Raw genomic sequence first — 18647 nt, 5'->3', positions numbered from 1 at the left:
ACTAGTAAGCAACTGTTTGAATAACTGGTTTTATTTCCCCATTAAGATCCTTCTCATTAACCTTTGATGCAACGATATTTGCAGTTATTTCGTAATTTCCATGTGGAAGTTTTTTATTTAAAAAATTAACTTGCTCTTCCCAAATTTGTGTTTTACCACCAGGAACTGCAACATTTGTAATGACCTGTGCATAAACCATTTCTCGAGATGATTGATAAACTACTTGTCCACTCTCATCTTTAATTGTAAAATCAACCGTTTGTGATGAAGGGAATATAAAATTTGCAGGGATTTTATTATCATTACGTAATGAATATTTCATCTTTACAAGCCCGTTAGCTTTTGTAATTTCAAGTGTTGTTGAAAGCTTTTCAACGTCAAACTCATTAATTTGACCTATCGTTTCTTTTGTATTTGGTGTTGGTTTTATTTCATTTTCACTTTTTGAACCACAACCAGAAAGAAGCAATGAACAAACTAATAGTAGAATCGTTCTCTTTTTCAAAACAATCCCCTCCTTTTTCATTTCCTTCCTAAATTATACCAAAAAGCTGACAACAAAAAAGACTAGCAAATAAAACTTTTTGCTAGTCTTGATCTATTTAAATCTTTCTAAATTCCCCTAACACATCAACGGTTTGCACTACATTCGTAAAGGCTTTTGGATCTACCCTTTTTATAATTCTTTCCAAATCATATAATTCATAACGTGATAATACAATCATTAGGATATCTTTATCTTGCTTAGTAAATGCTCCAGTAGCATTCATTTGCGTAATTCCTCGTACAAGTTTCGCATGAATTTCTTTTCTAAGTTCTTCACCCTTTGTTGTGATAATCATTGCTGTTAGCTTAACATGACTTGTATGAACACTATCAATCACACGAGTAGTAACATATAAATTGATTAAAGTATAAAGAGCTTTTTCCATACCATATAACTGGCCAGCTGTAATGATAATAATTGCATTAAACAAAAAGAAATAGGTTCCAACTGGTTTCCCTTTTGATTTTGAAAGAACTAAGGCGATAATATCTAACCCACCTGTAGATCCGCCAAATTTTAATGTCATTCCAATTCCAATCGCAGCAATTAAGCCACCAAAAACTGCATTAAGAAGAATATCATCAGAAAAAATCGGTTTAACAGGTAAGATTTCCAAAAATAATGTCATAATCCCTACACTAAAGAAACTAAAATACGTAAAGGAACGTCCAACTTTTTTCCATGCTAAGACGATAACAGGAATATTTAATAACGCTAAAAGAATCCCCGTCGTTGCTGTAAACGGAGTGTAGTCAGTAATAATATTTGAAAGCAACTGCGCTAGACCTGCAAAACCACTTGAATAAACATTAGCAGGGATTAAAAAACAATTCATTGCAAACGCATTTAAGAAACCACCAATCATTACTACAATCAGCTTAAATAAAAGCTCTTTATTTCTTTCCACCAACTCTGCTTCCTCCTCAAAAAAACAAAAAATAAAACTTCTCTCTATTTAAAAAATTGCCACTGTAAAAAATTCATACTTGTTTAACAAAAGCCAAATAAAACGAACTCATACATAATTAAAGTGATAAAGGCAAACCTAACATTATCATTTCTTATAAAGGAGCTTAAAACATGCCTACAAGTGATAATGACAAAAAAGCAAAAGATAATAACGCTATAAGAGAAAAGAAAAATGAACAAGAAAGAAAAAATGCACAAGCAGGTAAAAAATCTTTTTCTAAAAGTGTCGATCATCTTTAATATTTTGATTAAAAAACATGTAAATTTTCATCCAATAGTTTAAGTATATTTAAATCTTTCTGAAAGACAATAAGAACTTTCTAAACTTGAAAAAGCCTTATTATTAATAAGATTCAAAAAAATAAAACTGTTCAACTTCACCATTAATGCTGGTAAAAGTTGAACAGTTTTTTTAATTTTCACTTTCTAGATTCTACTCTTAAAACTTCCTAAATTCTCCAAACACATCAATCGTTTGAACAATATTTGTAAAAGCCTTTTCATCTACTGATTTTATGACTTTCGATAGATGGTAAAGTTCATAACGAGATAACACCATCATTAAAATTTGTTTATCTTGATTCGTAAAAGCACCTTTTGCATTGATGGCAGTAATTCCTCGCACTAGCTTCGAATGGATTTCTTTACGCAATTCATCACCTTTTGTCGTTACAATAAAGGCAGTTACTTTAATATGACTAGTATGAATTGCATCAATGAATCTTGACGTTACATATAGGTTAATTAATGTATAAAGTGCCTTTTCCATTCCATATATATAGCCTGCTGTTAATATAATTAACGCATTAAACAGGAAAAAGTATGTACCTACTGGTTTTCCTTTCGAACGTGATAATACTAAAGCAACTATATCTAACCCGCCAGTTGAAGCACCAAACTTTAATGTATAACCAATCCCAACTGCTACTATTAGCCCACCGAACACTGCGTTTAATAAAATATCTTTTGAGAACAGAGGCGTTACTGGAATTACTTCTAAAAATAACGTCGTGATTCCAACACTTAAAATCGTAAAATACGTAAAGGATGGGCCAATTTTTTTCCACGCTAAAATGATGACAGGGATATTTAATATCGCAAGTAAAATACCAGTAGATGCCGAAAAAGGTGTAAAATCATTTAATAAATTAGTAAGTAATTGAGCTAAACCAGAAAAACCAGTTGAATAAACACTGACAGGAATTAAAAAACAATTCATTGCAAATGCGTTCAAAAATGCACCAAATATTACTACAAGAACTTTTATGAACAATTCTTTTTTGTCATTCACCTACAAGCCTCCTAAACATTCATATGTTTAGTATGCCAGTAAACCTGTAAAAAAATAGCAAAAAACCATTTCATTTTAGTGAAATGGTTTCAAACTCTAATTATTGCTCTTTCTTCTCAAACAGTTCTTTTGCGTACGTCCAACCGTCTTCTTGATAGATTTTATTTTCTTTTAATAATCTACCCATTGCTCGTTTAAATGAAGCTTTGCTAATTTTAAATCTTACTTTAATATCCTCTGCGTCACTCTTATCCCAGTATGGCATTGCCCCACCACGACTCATCATATATTCATAAATTTCATTTGCTTCTTGATCTAGTCCTTCATGTACTCTTGGTAAAAGTGACACGTTAATACTTCCATCTTCTTTAACATCAATAATACGACCACTTACCCTCTCACCAATTCGAGGTTCAGTTTTTCTCTGTGATTCATGGATAAAACCTATGAATCGTTCATCAGTTAAAATATATGACCCCACTCTTAAAGTACGATAAATGATTCCTGTAACATTTTTATTAAGCATACTAGGTTCAGCCGGTACAGAGTACTCTCTCATGACAGGTTCAGTAGCAATTTTAATTAATAGTCTACCTTTGTTTGTTTGCTTTAACGTACAAAAAATCTCATCGCCTACATTAGGCCATACTTCTTGAAGAGGCGGAAGGTCACCTTTTTCTAAAAGAATATCTTTTGAAATACCGATGTTTACAAACACACCAACACCATCAAGTTTATCGACTACTTTTGCAAATCCATAACCCTCTGTTGTAATAAAAGGCATTTCCATCGTTGCAGATAGTCTACCTTTCGAATCATGATATAAAAATACCGTTACTTCTTGATCTATTTCAACTTCACCAGATGCCTCATTTTTATGTAAAAATACTTCTTCTTGATCTTGGACAAGCATATATCCAATATCCGTTATTCGACTGCAAACTAAAGTTACAATCTCTCCTGCTTGTAAACTCATTCTTTGTTACATCCTCTCTTAACTTTCAAATTAAAAATTATTATATCATGCTCACCTGAAAGTTTGTTACTTCGTCTATCATACACTATAATACAAGTATTAACGAATTGGAGGGATTCTATCTATGTCAAAAGAAAGTTCATTTGATATTGTATCAAAAGTAGACTTACCAGAAGTCTCTAATGCGATTCAACTTGCTACAAAGGAAATTGCAACTCGCTATGACTTTAAAGGAAGCAAAAGCTCAATTTCTTTAGAAAAAGAAGAACTTGTTTTAGTTTCTGATGACGATTATAAGTTAGAGCAATTAAAAGACGTATTAATTAGTAAACTAATTAAACGCAATGTTCCTATTAAAAACTTAGACTACTCTAAAGTTGAAGGTGCTTCAGGTGGTACTGTAAGACAAAGAGCTAAGTTAGTTCAAGGAATCGATAAAGAAAATGCAAAAAAAATCAATACAATTATTAAAAATAGTGGTTTAAAAGTTAAATCACAAATTCAAGACGATCAAATCCGGGTAACTGCAAAAAGTAGAGATGATTTACAAGCAATTATCGCTGCTGTTAAAGGTGCAGATTTATCAATTGATGTTCAATTTATGAATTACCGATAAATACATAATTAAAAGAGGATGATACTAGTCATCCTCTTTTTTAACTTAAATAAATTCCATTTAGCTACTAACTAACGTTAATCTCTCGTTTTTAACACATGTACCACGTACTACTATTTTATATGGAACGATTATACTTTTTTCAGTATCATCTGGTTCTTCAATTTTAGATATTATATTTTTCGCCGCTTCATTGCCTAGTTGATATATATTAATATCTACAGATGTTAGTGGTGGATTTGCTAATTCTGCAAAAATAGCATTATTAAAGCTAATAATTGAAAGATCATTCGGTACTGAAATATTATGTTCACTTAATACACTGATAATTCCTAATGCTACTACATCATCTGTTACGACAATTGCAGTGGGAAGCTCTTTTAGTTCGAGTAATTGATTTACCGCTTTCCTTCCACCATCTCTTGTAAATGATGTAAATATTATTTCTTCTTCATTTACAGTAAATCCGTTTAATTGCATTGAATCTTGGAAGCCACGTAACCGGTTTTGGGTTACTAGAAGACTACTGTCTCCGCCTACAAACGCAATTTGTCGATGACCATGATCAATTAAATAATTCGTTACATCCCTAGCAGCTGCATAATTATCGTTATCAATATATGTTATATCATCAATTGAATGATAAGGCTTCCCAACTAATACAAAAGGAAAATTATTTTCGTTCAAATAATCAATAATTTTATCATTTTCCTTAGAGTAAAGTAGAATAATTCCATCGACTCTTCTACCCCTTATCGTTTTAATCACAGTTTGCTCAACTTCATCTTCGTTGTTTCCTGTAATAAAATAAAGAGAGTAATCTTTTTGATTTGAATAAGCTGTCACACCTCTTATTACTTCAGCAAAAAAAGGATTATGAAATGAAGTATCTAAAGCTGGTGGCAATACTAATCCAATTGATTTCGTAGATCGATTAGCCAATGACCTAGCATTTAAATTTGGATGATAATTTAGTTCATCCATTACTTTTCTAACTTTTCTTTTTGTTTTTTCACTAATTCTTGGGTTGTTTGAGATAACTCGAGACACCGTTGAAGGTGCTACATTCGCTTTCTTCGCAACATCCTTAATTGTAATCGTCATTTTAATTCCCCTTATTTACGAATGAATGTAAACGTTATCAATTTCACTTTAGATGCAGACTTTATTATAAAATGATTGTTTCTTTTACTGGAATGAAGTGGATAATTTGCTTAGAATACAAAAAAGACAATCAGCCATTTTAAGTATTCTAAGCTCTGCTAACTACTATTTAATTCTTCTCTTTATTACGTCTACTTGCCAGCCATAAGAAGATGATAAACGCAATAAAAATAGATGGAATTGCAATAATCACTCCCATGTTTAAACTTGTTTTAGGTGCTACTGCATAAACATTTGATGATTCTCTTTTAAGGACTATATCAAATCCTTTTTTATTCGGGCGAGCTAAATCATCATTTAACATCCCTCTTAATTCATTAGATTTTTTAACAACATCAAAATCTAAATGAACCTTTTGATCATTAGAAGTATTATTGATCGCAACGATTGTAGTTTCATCATTATATTGTCTCTTTATTAAAGTCATACCTTTTGAATCATCATAAAGAACTTCTAAATCTCCTTTTGAAAGAGATGGTAAAGTTCTTCTTAATTCTGTTAGTTTTTTAATATATTTTGAAAAATCTTCATCAGTACGGAAATCCATTCCCTTACGATTATCAGGGATATCGCCACCATTTAGTGCAATTTCTGTCCCATAATAAGTCAATGGGATCCCTGGTGTTGTAAATAAATACGCAAGTGCCAACTTTAATCTTGAAGGTGGATACTCACCTTTTGATAAAGCTATTGAAACAAACCGCTTAGTCATTTCATCATCTAAATAGTTAATCAGTAATGTTGAATCTAACTGTTTACTTAAATCCGCTTGTCGCTTCATTAAATCAGTTAAAGATTCATTTTGTGAAGAAAATGTATTTGCCAAATCCGTTACTGAATCTACATTATAAATTCCATTAAAACCTAAATTCTTATATTTATTTAGATCAATCTCACTTGAAGCATTTAAATCAGCAAATAAAATGAAATTTGGATTTTTCTTTTTTATTTCATTGTTAAATGATTCCCAAAAAGAAACAGGTACATTATTTACTTCTTGCAAATTATAGCCGTCAAAATTAGCTTGATCCATCCAATATTTAGCTGTTTCAATTAAGTAACTAGCTACTTCACTGTTTTCTTGGTTAAAATCGGGTAACCCGTTTATCCATTTCATTTCTGAACTTGTACTATTTTCGGGATTAAACCAATCCGCTCTTTTAGCAAGTTCACTATTTGGCGAAGCATTATTTGTAACAAAGTCAATATAAACTTTTATATTTCGTTTATGCGCTTCCTTGACTAACTTCTTAAGATCTTTATTTGTTCCGAACCTTGGATCAATTTTTCTAAAATTAACGATATTGAATCCATCATATGAATTTACGTCATTCTCAAAAATAGGTGAAATCGAAATCGCATTATATCCAAAATCCTTAAGATAATCTAATTTTTGAGTAATACCCTCTAAATCCCCACCTTGAGATTTATTTAAATCTTTCGGGTCTGTATTTTTATCATTCATAGGATTACCATCAAAAAAACGATCAACTAAAATTCGATAAATCATTTCTTTGCTTAGATCTGTTGTCTTTTTTTCTGCAAAACTAATACTTGGTAACATACTAATAAATAGTACAGATACTAGTATAAAAAAACCAAATCGCCTCATTTTTTCTCCCCCTGCAAGACACTCGCATGTACATAAATTTCACTCTCTACATTATTTTGCAAAATATTACATAGAAATTCAAATGTTAAATTAAAATTTCATAAAAATGGAAGCGATTGCACACACTATTTAATTATACTGTTACTAATTTAGATAGCAAGTTTATTCCTTATAGACACTAATAATAAATTTCATAAAGGGTGGGATCATGCAAATTGAATCAATTTATCATCAACCATATGATCAATATGCTTTTTCAATAGATGATAAAACCTATCGTTTAAGAATACGAACAAAAAAAGGTGATTGCACAGAAATTATTTTTTATTTCGGAGACCCATTCAAATTCAATGATTCAACTTGGCAAATCGAATCACCAATCTCCATGTATCTTGCATTTTCCACAGAACTATTCGACTACTGGGAAGTAAATGTTATCCCTCCAAATAAACGAATGAAATATCAGTTTCTTTTAAAAAACGATCAGGATTCTTTATTTTATGGTGAGGGCGGATTTACTACCAATTTAAACCCTAATGATCAGTCGAACTGTTTTACTTTGCCATATCTACATAAAAATAATTTAATATCGCCTCCGAGTTGGATTAATCATACGATTTGGTATCAAATATTCCCAGATCGATTTGCTAGCGGAAATAACAAGAATAATCCTACCAATTCAACTCCATGGGGCACTACTTTACCAACTAGTTCAAGCTATTTTGGTGGTGATTTAGAAGGAATTATTCAAAAAATAGATTATCTAAAAGAATTAGGGGTATCTGGAATTTATTTAACACCTATTTTTGAAGCAAATTCAAATCATAAATATAATACAATCAATTATTTTAGAATAGATCCTACTTTTGGAGATGAGAAAGTCTTAAAAGCATTAATCGAGAAATGTCATGAAAATAATATCCGAGTAATGCTCGATGCGGTTTTTAACCATACAAGTGCATCCTTCCCCCCATTTCAGGATGCCGTACAAAACGGAAGAGAATCCGCCTTTTTTGAGTGGTTTCACTTTTTTAATGACGAGCAAAACAATATAGCATATGAAACTTTTTCGTTTGTAAAGGAAATGCCAAAACTAAATACAGAAAATAAAGAAGTACAGAATTTTTTATTAGAAATAGGTTCTTATTGGATAAAAGAATTTAATATAGATGGCTGGCGTTTAGATGTCGCAAATGAAATCGATCATTACTTTTGGAAACGATTTAATCAAAAAATGAAGGAACTAAGAAATGATATATTTATTGTAGGTGAGATTTGGCACCATGCCATGCCATGGCTAAGAGGTGACGAATTCGATTCTGTTATGAATTATCCTCTGATGAAATCACTTTTTGCTTATTTCGGTTATCAATCGATTTCAAAGACACAGTTTCAATATTCCATAAACGATTTAATTGCTCAATATCCATTACCGGTAATTAAAGCACTTTTCAATGTATTAGGTTCACATGATACACCAAGAATTCTGACTCAATGTAATCAAAATGAAAAAAGAGTGATTCTATTATATGTCTTTTTATTTACTTTCTTTGGAACGCCATGTATCTATTACGGAGATGAAATCGGACTACAAGGTGGAAATGACCCTGAATGCCGAAGCTGTATGCTTTGGGACAAATCACAGTATAATTTAAGGATCTTTAATTCAATAAAAAAATTGATTTCTTTAAGAAAAAAATACTCAGTTTTAGAAAACGAAGGTGAGTTTAATTGGGTACTAACTGACCAACCTGACATTGTTATGTATGAAAGAAAGAATAATCAATTTCATTTTTTAATCATCATTAATAACTCAAGCGAAAAACAATCAGTTAAAGTACCAATAAATTTAGGTAAGAAAAGAATAACAAATGTGTGGAATGGCGAGCAGTTCGCAACTGAATCTGATTCAATTGGTGTTGATCTACTAGAAACCGACTTTTTAATTTTACAAATAGAAGATACAGACTCATTTTCCTGAGCCTGTATTTTTATTCACTCATTTCCATTATGTTAGGTTTTCTAACAAATTAGATAAATGTTAACGTTTTCATTATTTTTTCTATTTTTTTTTGGTATTTTTGTGAAATTTTTATTGAATTTTGCATATATTCTGAATATGATAATTTATATAACATTTAATGTTATAAAAACTAACATTAAAGAAATGGGGAATGAAGATGAACGGTATTCAAGCTGCGGATAGTGTATTTCTTTTTATTTCAACTGTTTTGGTCATGATCATGACACCCGGTTTGGCACTTTTTTACGGTGGGATGGTTAAAAGTAAAAACGTATTAAGTACGACAATGCATAGCTATTCTGCTATGGCAATCGTATCAATCCAGTGGGTGCTAATTGGTTACTCTTTAGCATTCGGTCCAGATTTTAATCATTTGATTGGTGGCTTTTCTTGGGCAGCATTAAAGGATGTTGGTTTTACTCCAAACGAAAACTACAGCGCAACAGTCCCTCATAATCTTTTCATGATGTTTCAGTTAATGTTTGCAATTTTAACGCCTGCTCTTATATCTGGTGCCTTTGCTGAGCGCATGAAATTTTCAGCATTTCTATTATTTACTCTTTTATGGACTACTTTTGTTTATGACCCAATAGCTCACTGGGTATGGGGCGTGGATGGTTGGCTTCGTAATCTAGGTGCTTTAGACTTTGCCGGTGGAACAGTTGTCCATATTTCCTCTGGTGTTTCAGGTTTAGTTTTGGCTTTTCTTCTTGGTAAAAGACGCGATTTCGGATCTACATCACCTCATCACTTACCACTAACTGTATTAGGAGCTGGACTATTATGGTTTGGATGGTTCGGATTTAATGTTGGTAGTGCACTAACACTAAATGATGTGGCATTAACTGCTTTCATTAATACAAATACTGCAGCTGCTGCAGCTTCAGTTGCTTGGGTGCTGGTGGAATGGTACGTAAATAAGAAACCTACTATTTTAGGTGGCGTTAGTGGTGCCGTAGCTGGATTAGTTGCGATTACACCAGCTTGCGGATTCGTCACTCCTCTCTCATCTATTTTGATTGGATTTTTAGGTGGAGTCATATGCTTTTTAGCAGTAACATACTTAAAATACAAATTCGGATATGACGATGCTTTAGACGCATTCGGTTGCCACGGTGTCGGTGGGACATGGGGAGCTATTGCAACAGGTTTATTCGCCACAAAATCAGTAAATAGTGCTGGTGCCAACGGACTTTTTTACGGAGACGTATCACTTCTTTGGAAACAACTACTCGCTATTGGTGCAACCTATCTTTTTGCAGGTGTTATTACCTACTTAATTGTGAAAGTTATAGGCTTTTTCATCAGCATTCGTGTCGATCAAGAGGAAGAAAACCTCGGCCTTGACTTAAGCATTCACGGGGAAAAAGCATATCACGACGCAAGTATATAAGGAGGGATAAAAATGACTGCAAAATTAACAAAAATTGAAATCATTACTCGGCCAGATAAATTTGATGTTTTAAAAGATGCCCTTTCAAAAGTAGGGATCACAGGAATGACTGTAACGAACGTTCTAGGATGCGGAATGCAATCAGGCTATACGGAGGTGTATCGGGGGAAAAAACGAACAATCAATTTACATGAAAAAATTAAAGTTGAAATAGTCGTATGTGACGTACCTGTTCAAGCAGTAATCGATGAAGCAAAAAGAGTTTTAAAAACAGGTAAACCTGGAGATGGAAAAATATTTGTATACCCAATCGAAAATGCGATTAAAATCCGTACCGGAGAAGAAGGAAGAGACGCACTCCAAAATGATTATTAGATTTTAAAAACCTAGTCGTTATATATGACTAGGTTTTTTATTGATTAATTATCTATCATTTAAATCTACTACTATTAAACTTTCTGTGAAAATTCAACATAATGTTAGCCAGTCGAACAAGATTGATATTCTAATAAATTTACGTGACGTTTTTTGGGCTCCCCCCAACCCCAGCTCAACTCAATAGTTTTCACTTTTTAGGCACATCCGTTAAAAAATATTTTAGTAATTTTTGGTAAAATAAAAATGTAATCTAATAAAAGTTAGGGGGATTTATATGAAGAAAATAGTATATTCTATCTTATCTTTATTAGTAGTTTTTAGTTTTATTTCTCCAGCATTTGCAAACGAGGATAATCTTAATGAAGATCTCATGTATGACAATCCCGAAAATGTCGTATTTATAGATGATTCTATGGACATTGATGAACAAAAAAAATTAATTAATAGATACCTAGAAGATCCCGAGTTAGAATCATTAATTGTTTTAGACGAATCTATTTTATTGGAAAACAATGTTATTTCTGAAGCTCTTACTCCACAATCTAGACTTGGATTAACTTCATATAAAGTTAATAATATACGTAATGGCAGCGACGTAACTGCTTCAAGTGCAATTGCCTCTACTACTGGTGAACCTGGTGTAAAAATAGGAATCAATCAAACTAAAGGTGTCGCTACTACAATATCTTCAAGTTATGGCGCTAGTAGTAAACTATTAACAGCTTCTATAGGGTGGGATGTTACAAAAAAAACAAATATTTCGATTTCTAGTTCAGTAACCGTACCAAGTAAGGTTAATGGAAAAAATGTCAAAAAATTAACATTAGAAGCATATCCTGTATATAAAACTAAAAAATATGATGTGCATAAAATGCCATGGTATTCTATTTATTGGACTAAAGAAGGAACAGGTACTGTAAAAAAAGCTTATGGCTTAGAATTTAAAAAATCATACACATATAAATAAAATTGAGGTGAAAAATGAATAAAAAATATATCTATTTACTATTAATGCTGATTATTCTTATTGGAAGTTTAAAAATTCCTAATATCTTAGAATCTACCTATCCGTTAGATATAGAATCTGTGCCTGAAACTTTTTACAACATTAAGTATTTAGTACAAAATCTTTTTTATTTGGTTTTTATCATATTTACTTGTATTACATTATTGTTATTATACTTTAAAAAAGATAAGTAATACGGGGTGTTAATTCTACACAATAAAGATGATTTCTGTAATTTTACAGGACTCATCTTTTTTATATTCCATTGAATTATATTCTTCTATTTTTTATTGAGTATCATCTCACCCCCAAAAAAATATGGCATTATTTTTATGATCCATGATTTATTTACGATTCTCAATTCTTTATCCGACCCCAAGTTTTTAATTGCAATTTACAGTTCTACACTCTACTCAAGCTACTTCAAAAACAAAAAAGGGGTGAAAAAGTTCACCCCTCTACTTTAAGCTTTCACATTAATATTGAATTTTTTAAACCAAACATGAATTTGATATAAATGTGCTAGTAACTGAGGTCCAGACATTAATTGTCCGTACCACGGTATTTGAAATGCTTTTCCTTCACTTTCTACTAAACTATTTAATTGTTCTTTATCAATAAACTCGTAAAGTGCGGAGCTTTTATCTTTTAAAGCTTCTTTTAATTTTTGAACAACTAATTTTGTATAGACTGGGTTATGAGTTTTTGGATATGGGCTTTTTTTGCGGTATAAGATATCATCAGGTAAAAGACCTTCAAGAGACTTTCTTAAAATGCCTTTTTCTCGGTCACCATACATTTTAAGCTCCCACGGGATATTCCATACATATTCGACAAGTCTGTGATCTGCAAAAGGAACACGCACCTCAAGGCTTGCTCCCATACTCATCCGATCTTTGCGATCTAATAATTGAGCCATAAACCATTGACGATTTAAATAAAACAGTTGTCTTCTTTTAGCCTCTAAAGGACTTTCTCCTTCAAGGATCGGTGTTTCTTTAACAGTCTCATTGTAGCGATCTTGAACGTACTGAGTTAAATTTAGCTTTTTACTCCATTCGTCTTTTAAAAGCTTTTGACGAAGTTCTGTTGACCGCATCCAAGGAAACGCTGGTCTATTCAAGTCATCTTCTCGGTGAAACCAAGGATATCCACCAAAAATTTCATCAGCACACTCTCCTGATAATCCTACTACAAAGTTCTGTTTTATTTTTTGACAAAACCATAATAGTGAAGAATCGACATCCGCCATTCCTGGAAGATCACGACACTCTGTCGCTTCGTCTAAATATTGCACGAGTTCTTCGTTTGTAATGACACATCTTTGATGATTCGTATTAAATGTTGAAGACATTAACTCAATCCAAGGTGCGTCTGAATTTGGTTGGAATACACTTGATGTGAAGTATTTATCATTTTCTTCATAATCAATCGAATAGGTAGTTAATTGCCCTTTTCCTTCTTTAGCGTAATGATTTGCAGCGATTGCGGTAATCGTACTAGAATCCACTCCACCTGATAAAAACGTACATAAAGGAACATCTGAAACCAATTGTCTTACAATCGCATCCTCAACATAGAAACGTACTTTTTCAATCGTTTCATCAACTGAATCTGTGTGTATATCGCTTTTAACATCCCAATATTTCCATATTTTAAGTCCATTTCTTGAGAATGTCATAGCATGACCACCACGAAGTTCTTTAATTCCATCAAAAACACCATTTCCAGGTGTACGAGATGGACCAAGTCCAAATACTTCTGAGAGCCCTTCTTGTGTTAATTCTGCTTTGACATCAGGGTTTGCTAAAATTGCCTTTACTTCTGAAGCGAATAATAATCTTTTATAGTCTTCTTTATAAAATAGTGGTTTAACACCTAAACGATCTCTTGCAATGAATACACTTTCCTTTTCTTCATCCCAGATTGCAAAAGCAAATATTCCATTAAATTTATCTACACATGCTTCCTTCCACTCAATATAGCTTGTAAGTAGCACCTCAGTATCTGAATGGCCTTGAAACGTGTAGCCTCTTTTTAAAAGTTCTTTTCTAATATCCTCTGTATTATACAACTCACCATTGTAGCAAAGCGTATACGTGAAGTTACCTTTCGTCTTACGCATCGGTTGCTTTCCACCAACAGGATCAACTACAACTAATCTTTTGTGGCCAAAACTACAATGATTCGACGACCAAATATTCGTATCATCTGGACCTCGTTTAGACAATGTTTCTGCCATTTTTTTTGTTACTGTTTTTACATTAGATAAATCCTTTTGAAAATCTGCCCACCCAGTTATACCGCACATGTTTTTTCTCCTTTCTGGGCTATTTCCCTATAAATCTAAAGTTAATTCTATATCGTATTATTGCTTATAAAAATAGGTGCGTAATTTCTCAAAAAAAGTTGGTAACTTCTCATTATTTGTCCATACGTTTTTTTAATTTTTGCATAGTTATAAAATAGTTAAGTTATGTCAATAAATGAAAAAAGTAGCAGCTTTAAATAAACGCAGCTATTAAGATTTATAAATCCTAATACCGGTCGGAAAATAGAGTAAAATTTCTAATCCATTTAAAACAATATTCGAGATTCAAAAAAAGGTTCGAACGAAAATAAATAGTATTAGATACTTCATTTTATGATTCAATAAAATGTCCGAATCACTACTTTTCACTTGAACCTATGCAAATAAACAATGAACAGCAGAACGCTTGTAACTGGAGGTTACTTAATGCAATTCAAGCATCGATCACAATTATTTCAAAAGCAACCTCGCGCTTTCACTATTGGAGCAATTGAAGAAATCAATGATGAATGGGTCTTTTTCGATGATGAAACAGATGAGGCATTTTTACTTGAGGATCTTATCGATGAAGATTTTGAAGTTTCTATAAATGAAGAGTGGGTACCTGCATCTTTAAAAAATGGTCATTATATTATCCAGAATTCCAAAAAGAAAAAATTACAAAATGGCGATATCCTTCGTATTCAAAGAAAGCTTTTATATAGCTTCGATTCACTTTTGAAAAATTTAACTGATGAATCATTTTATACTTTAGCTTACCTACTGAATACACATAATTTTTCCCTATATGATTGTTTGTACTGTCATAACTTCCTTTCGTTTCAACCTGAAGGTTCGCCGTCAGAAGGCGTAAATTTCATCGTATTTGATAATGGAGAACTTGTTTGTTCAGTATATCACCAATTTAGAATATCACTTGAAGAACAAAACCATCGATTTGAACTTACGAAAGCTACAGGTAACCGCTACCTGTTAACACAACTTTCATAAATACAAAAAACTGCCACAAGAAAATTGTGACAGTTTTTTTATTATGCAAAGAAATTAAAACCTTGTGGTAATTTAAATCCTAAATATAATAAAGCTAAAATGAATACTGTAAAAATAGTTGCAGGAACAACCATTTTACGATGTTTCTTAGAAGACACTGTAAAATATTCAAACACACCTAACATAAGAATACCAAGTGTCATTTTTACGTTATAAAGCATCATCATATTAGACGGCATATTATCTTTATTTGAAATATTAATAAATAAATACAGTCCAGTTCCTAAGATAACAAAGTATAAAAGACGTAAAATCATGTGGGCAACTTTCACATTCCAACCATTTTTGTATCCGTGCCCAACAAATAAAGCTAAAATAATAGCGATTACCCACGATGTAATATGTAAGTGAATCATTTCATTTCCTCCCAATTATATATTCTAAATAATCATAACATAAGTGTTTGAATAAGGAAAAATGTAGATGAAATGGAATGGGAAAAGATTTTAAAAAAATTCACAAATTGTTCAAAATATACACTATGATTTTATACCTATTAACCGTCATAAAACGTATGACATATTATTCATTTTTAAAAATCATAAATTATATTAATCTAGGATTGTAATCTACTGTCGAAAATAAATTTAATACCATCAGGTGGCTCCTTGCAATTCGACATGCCGTAAAGTTTATCCAACAAAAACCTTTCAATTTCCACTATCCCATGATGGAATGCAGATGAATATTGTAGTATTTTGTAAGTTTTGCACTTCTTTTAGCGAATGCCTTCTCATATGAAAATGATTTTGTATAATAGCATTACATACATCGTGAGTCCTAGACATAATTCCCTATTCTTGAACAAAGTTGGTGACTAAATTGCTGCTTCATGTTATAGAGAAAAAACGGGCCCGAATGGTTTACTATGCGGGACGATATGGCTTTACGAACAAGAAAACAGTTTTATGTAGCCAGGAATTGGACAGGCTAATGAATATGATTTCGACCTTTACCTCTTCTAAAAGGAGAGCTTAATAGCTAGCTCGCGATTAGTTTATTCTAATTGCAGCTAGTATTTTTTTTGTAATAGTAAAAAGATATTTCTTCCCTTTTTATTTTCCTTTACCCCTTTTCTTCCTATTTATAAAAATTAATACTTCTTAACAATACATAGTCTACAATCACGTTTTAGGTTAAATGGCCATATAATACATAATCATAAAAAGAACAAAGGGTGTACAGTCATGCCTGCTTATGTTGGAGTAATTAATATCGTCAGTATCGGTAGTAGCGCTGTAGTTAACGTGGGTGATGCATATAATATCATACCTAAAAGTAGTGCTCAAACGTACGCCGGTGCTGGTTCGTTTAATACAGGTGATAATGTAACAGTTTATAACAATAAAAGTATTTCAAATGTATATGATCAAGACCAAGTTGATCAGCCAATGGTTGGAAACATGTAAAGGAGGGTGTCGTTTGAATATATATATACATCAAACAATTATTATCAATCAGCTAAAAACTGGTGGGATCGTAAACTCATCTGTTTTTCAAATCGGAACAACAGGAAATATAAATGCAAGAACGGTAACGAATAATACTGGAGATTATTTAGAACCAGCACCGCCAATTACTGAACCAGGTCAAATCGTTCAAACCTCGCAAGAAACATAAATTTATTCCTGTAGCAAATTGAAAGCGAGGGAATTCTATGAATCAACTAGAATTAAGACAGACCCAAATTGAGCAATTACTATATGAGCAGTCCAAAATAATTGAACAATTAAAAGCTAAAGTAGTTCAGCTTGAGGCTACTGTTCTTGAACTTTCTCAAAGACCTGAGACAAAAATTGATAAAATTGAATATAAATTTGACCAATTAAAAGTAGAAAATTTAAACGGTACGTTAACAATAGGTCTGAATCCACTTCAAGCACCTACATTTGATGATTTAACAGTCGAAAATCAACAAATAGATATTAAACCTGACAATAATATGAAAGCACTAAAATCATATATAGAAGAAAGAATCCACTTCCATTTAAAAGAAGAGGCATTAGAAACCATCCTCCAATTAGAAACAGATCTAAGAGTTGCTGTAGATGATTATTATCGTCAAATGATGATCGATGATATACGAAATCAAATGGATATAAGGATTCCTTACTATATTGACTTATATAGAAATAAACCAAACTTTGCTGATAACCCTCTACAATATTCTGAAGAAATCGTTTTACACATGTTAAGAGATATTCGAACTGCCTATAGTGCCTTTTTACAAAACTTACCACATAATATTGGAAAGGAGAATAAAGGATGAATTTAAATGTAACAAATTGCAATTTACAAGTAGATGAAATAAAATTTACAGCCATTTCATCATCTTCCTTATTCTTAGTTGGAGATGCTCATAATATTTCACTATCTTCTATATTTGACACACCACCAGAATCATTAATTATTGGACCATTTGTACCTTTATCTGTAAGTTAATGTTTAAAATTGATCCAAGATTTCGTTTAGCCTCCGTAGAAAGATATGATGTAAATACAGTACTATTTTCAAGCATTTTACAGTTTGGGGATACATTTTCAGTCAATGCAGAGTCAAATGCTCTCGCGCTTCATGAAGAGGGAAATATGTTTGTTGATGTAAACAAAGATGTTTTTGAATATTATCCACTTTTTAAAGTCATTCCAACACATCTTCCATATGTTCCTAATGTAAACTTAAACCGAGTAAATCTTAATCCCACAATCCAAGTTGGTTCAATTAATTATAATGGTATAAGCTCAGCCGGTGTTTCGATTATTGGTTCTGTTCATAATGCTTTAATGTTATCTAGAGTACATCAAATACGACATTTTACCACAACAACACCTACTATACATTATCAAACTCCAGGCACTAGTCATGCTCAACCTACTTTTTCTCAGCTATTACAGCCAATGATGGCACAGCCTATGCAATCCGTTCAACCATCTTCGTCTGTCATAACGCCACACACAATAGTACCAGTAGCACCTGTAGCACCAAGTGTGCCTTCAGTACCTGTAGTAGTAACAAGACAAAATAAAGAAACATCAGAAACAAATAGAAACGATTAAGAAAGGAGGTTATTTCATGCCAACATTTCTTGGTGCAATTGTGATCACAAGCAACGAAGGAAATATTAATACAGGAGATCTTAATAATATCTCACCAAAAACGCAAACAAAATCATATTTCGGCTCAGGCTCAGGTAATACTGGGTTTATACCAGCAACAATAAGTGGAGCAAGTGCAACGAATACTTTAGATGCTGATGTAGTTGATCAAAATGAAGTTGCGACTCTATAATACACAAAAAAGCGATGCATTAA

Annotated in this window: 22 protein-coding genes; 14 read left to right on the top strand and 8 right to left on the bottom strand. The window is 32.1% G+C overall.

What is annotated here, in order from left to right; genetic code table 11:
- Position 1: 1 nt before the first annotated feature.
- The gene (locus tag ACSBO6_RS05015) at positions 2-505 is read right to left on the bottom strand and encodes a BsuPI-related putative proteinase inhibitor (RefSeq protein ID WP_498844259.1); all 504 of its coding nucleotides are present in this window, start codon (positions 503-505) and stop codon (positions 2-4) included.
- Positions 506-602: 97 nt separating this feature from the next.
- Positions 603-1412: a YitT family protein gene (locus ACSBO6_RS05010; RefSeq protein ID WP_286138240.1), complete on the bottom strand. Its 810-nt coding sequence runs from the start codon at positions 1410-1412 to the stop codon at positions 603-605.
- A gap of 215 nt (positions 1413-1627) precedes the next feature.
- Here ACSBO6_RS05010 and ACSBO6_RS05005 point away from each other — a divergent pair, with 215 nt between their 5' ends.
- Entirely contained in the window at positions 1628-1756 is a 129-nt protein-coding gene (locus tag ACSBO6_RS05005; RefSeq protein ID WP_098844285.1) for a DUF3941 domain-containing protein, read from the top strand.
- 199 nt (positions 1757-1955) lie between these two features.
- Here ACSBO6_RS05005 and ACSBO6_RS05000 read toward each other — a convergent pair whose 3' ends face one another.
- Positions 1956-2807, bottom strand: coding sequence for a YitT family protein (locus tag ACSBO6_RS05000; protein ID WP_498844258.1), 852 nt, complete (start codon positions 2805-2807; stop codon positions 1956-1958).
- A gap of 100 nt (positions 2808-2907) precedes the next feature.
- Positions 2908-3783: a CvfB family protein gene (locus ACSBO6_RS04995; protein ID WP_098844288.1), complete on the bottom strand. Its 876-nt coding sequence runs from the start codon at positions 3781-3783 to the stop codon at positions 2908-2910.
- Between the two features lie 124 nt (positions 3784-3907).
- Here ACSBO6_RS04995 and ACSBO6_RS04990 point away from each other — a divergent pair, with 124 nt between their 5' ends.
- Complete coding sequence (locus ACSBO6_RS04990) at positions 3908-4399, top strand: YajQ family cyclic di-GMP-binding protein (RefSeq protein WP_098844291.1); 492 nt, start codon at positions 3908-3910, stop codon at positions 4397-4399.
- Between the two features lie 60 nt (positions 4400-4459).
- Here ACSBO6_RS04990 and ACSBO6_RS04985 read toward each other — a convergent pair whose 3' ends face one another.
- Both ACSBO6_RS04985 and ACSBO6_RS04980 read right to left on the bottom strand, forming a co-directional pair.
- A complete protein-coding gene (locus tag ACSBO6_RS04985) occupies positions 4460-5503 on the bottom strand; it encodes a LacI family DNA-binding transcriptional regulator (RefSeq protein WP_498844257.1) in 1044 nt (347 codons plus the stop codon).
- A 169-nt stretch (positions 5504-5672) separates the two neighbouring features.
- On the bottom strand, positions 5673-7175 hold the full coding sequence (locus ACSBO6_RS04980) for an alpha-amylase family glycosyl hydrolase (RefSeq protein WP_498844256.1): 1503 nt from the start codon (positions 7173-7175) through the stop codon (positions 5673-5675).
- 208 nt (positions 7176-7383) lie between these two features.
- On the opposite strand from ACSBO6_RS04980, the gene ACSBO6_RS04975 reads away from it, so the two are divergent.
- From ACSBO6_RS04975 to ACSBO6_RS04960, 4 genes are all read left to right on the top strand, one after another.
- Positions 7384-9156, top strand: a complete 1773-nt coding sequence (locus tag ACSBO6_RS04975; RefSeq protein WP_498844255.1) for a glycoside hydrolase family 13 protein — start codon at positions 7384-7386, stop codon at positions 9154-9156.
- A gap of 208 nt (positions 9157-9364) precedes the next feature.
- Positions 9365-10591: an ammonium transporter gene (locus ACSBO6_RS04970; protein ID WP_498844651.1), complete on the top strand. Its 1227-nt coding sequence runs from the start codon at positions 9365-9367 to the stop codon at positions 10589-10591.
- 12 nt (positions 10592-10603) lie between these two features.
- Positions 10604-10966: a P-II family nitrogen regulator gene (locus ACSBO6_RS04965; protein ID WP_069032963.1), complete on the top strand. Its 363-nt coding sequence runs from the start codon at positions 10604-10606 to the stop codon at positions 10964-10966.
- 277 nt (positions 10967-11243) lie between these two features.
- Entirely contained in the window at positions 11244-11936 is a 693-nt protein-coding gene (locus tag ACSBO6_RS04960; protein ID WP_098844302.1) for a hypothetical protein, read from the top strand.
- Between the two features lie 502 nt (positions 11937-12438).
- Here ACSBO6_RS04960 and asnB read toward each other — a convergent pair.
- The gene (gene asnB, locus ACSBO6_RS04955; protein WP_498844254.1) at positions 12439-14286 is read right to left on the bottom strand and encodes an asparagine synthase (glutamine-hydrolyzing); all 1848 of its coding nucleotides are present in this window, start codon (positions 14284-14286) and stop codon (positions 12439-12441) included.
- A 426-nt stretch (positions 14287-14712) separates the two neighbouring features.
- Here asnB and ACSBO6_RS04950 point away from each other — a divergent pair, with 426 nt between their 5' ends.
- Positions 14713-15276, top strand: coding sequence for a DUF2777 family protein (locus ACSBO6_RS04950; RefSeq protein ID WP_098844308.1), 564 nt, complete (start codon positions 14713-14715; stop codon positions 15274-15276).
- A 41-nt stretch (positions 15277-15317) separates the two neighbouring features.
- On the opposite strand, the gene ACSBO6_RS04945 is transcribed toward ACSBO6_RS04950, so the two are convergent.
- Positions 15318-15692, bottom strand: a complete 375-nt coding sequence (locus tag ACSBO6_RS04945; protein ID WP_098844311.1) for a DUF1516 family protein — start codon at positions 15690-15692, stop codon at positions 15318-15320.
- 466 nt (positions 15693-16158) lie between these two features.
- Between ACSBO6_RS04945 and ACSBO6_RS04940 the strand changes: the two genes are divergently transcribed.
- From ACSBO6_RS04940 to ACSBO6_RS04910, 7 genes are all read left to right on the top strand, one after another.
- Positions 16159-16314 carry an aspartyl-phosphate phosphatase Spo0E family protein gene (locus ACSBO6_RS04940; RefSeq protein ID WP_088012099.1) on the top strand — a complete coding sequence of 52 codons (156 nt, stop codon included), beginning with the start codon at positions 16159-16161 and terminating at the stop codon, positions 16312-16314.
- A 209-nt stretch (positions 16315-16523) separates the two neighbouring features.
- Positions 16524-16745, top strand: a complete 222-nt coding sequence (locus tag ACSBO6_RS04935) for a spore germination protein (RefSeq protein WP_098844314.1) — start codon at positions 16524-16526, stop codon at positions 16743-16745.
- Between the two features lie 13 nt (positions 16746-16758).
- Complete coding sequence (locus ACSBO6_RS04930; RefSeq protein ID WP_098844317.1) at positions 16759-16956, top strand: spore germination protein GerPB; 198 nt, start codon at positions 16759-16761, stop codon at positions 16954-16956.
- Between the two features lie 37 nt (positions 16957-16993).
- Complete coding sequence (gerPC, locus tag ACSBO6_RS04925; RefSeq protein ID WP_098844319.1) at positions 16994-17605, top strand: spore germination protein GerPC; 612 nt, start codon at positions 16994-16996, stop codon at positions 17603-17605.
- Positions 17602-17778, top strand: a complete 177-nt coding sequence (locus ACSBO6_RS04920) for a spore germination protein GerPD (RefSeq protein ID WP_069032956.1) — start codon at positions 17602-17604, stop codon at positions 17776-17778. The genes gerPC and ACSBO6_RS04920 overlap by 4 nt, the downstream gene beginning before the upstream one ends.
- Complete coding sequence (locus ACSBO6_RS04915) at positions 17778-18392, top strand: spore germination protein GerPE (RefSeq protein WP_098844322.1); 615 nt, start codon at positions 17778-17780, stop codon at positions 18390-18392. The genes ACSBO6_RS04920 and ACSBO6_RS04915 overlap by 1 nt, the downstream gene beginning before the upstream one ends.
- A gap of 16 nt (positions 18393-18408) precedes the next feature.
- Positions 18409-18624 (top strand): spore germination protein, encoded by a 216-nt coding sequence (locus ACSBO6_RS04910; protein WP_098844324.1) that lies wholly within the window; start codon positions 18409-18411, stop codon positions 18622-18624.
- The last annotated feature ends 23 nt before the right edge of the window (positions 18625-18647 follow it).

The organism is Bacillus sp. AL-1R (genome assembly GCF_052180195.1).
Classification (GTDB): Bacteria; Bacillota; Bacilli; order Bacillales; family Bacillaceae_G; genus Gottfriedia.
The sequence above is the reverse complement of the archived record's forward strand: the minus strand, read 5'-3'. Positions and strand labels throughout refer to the sequence as shown.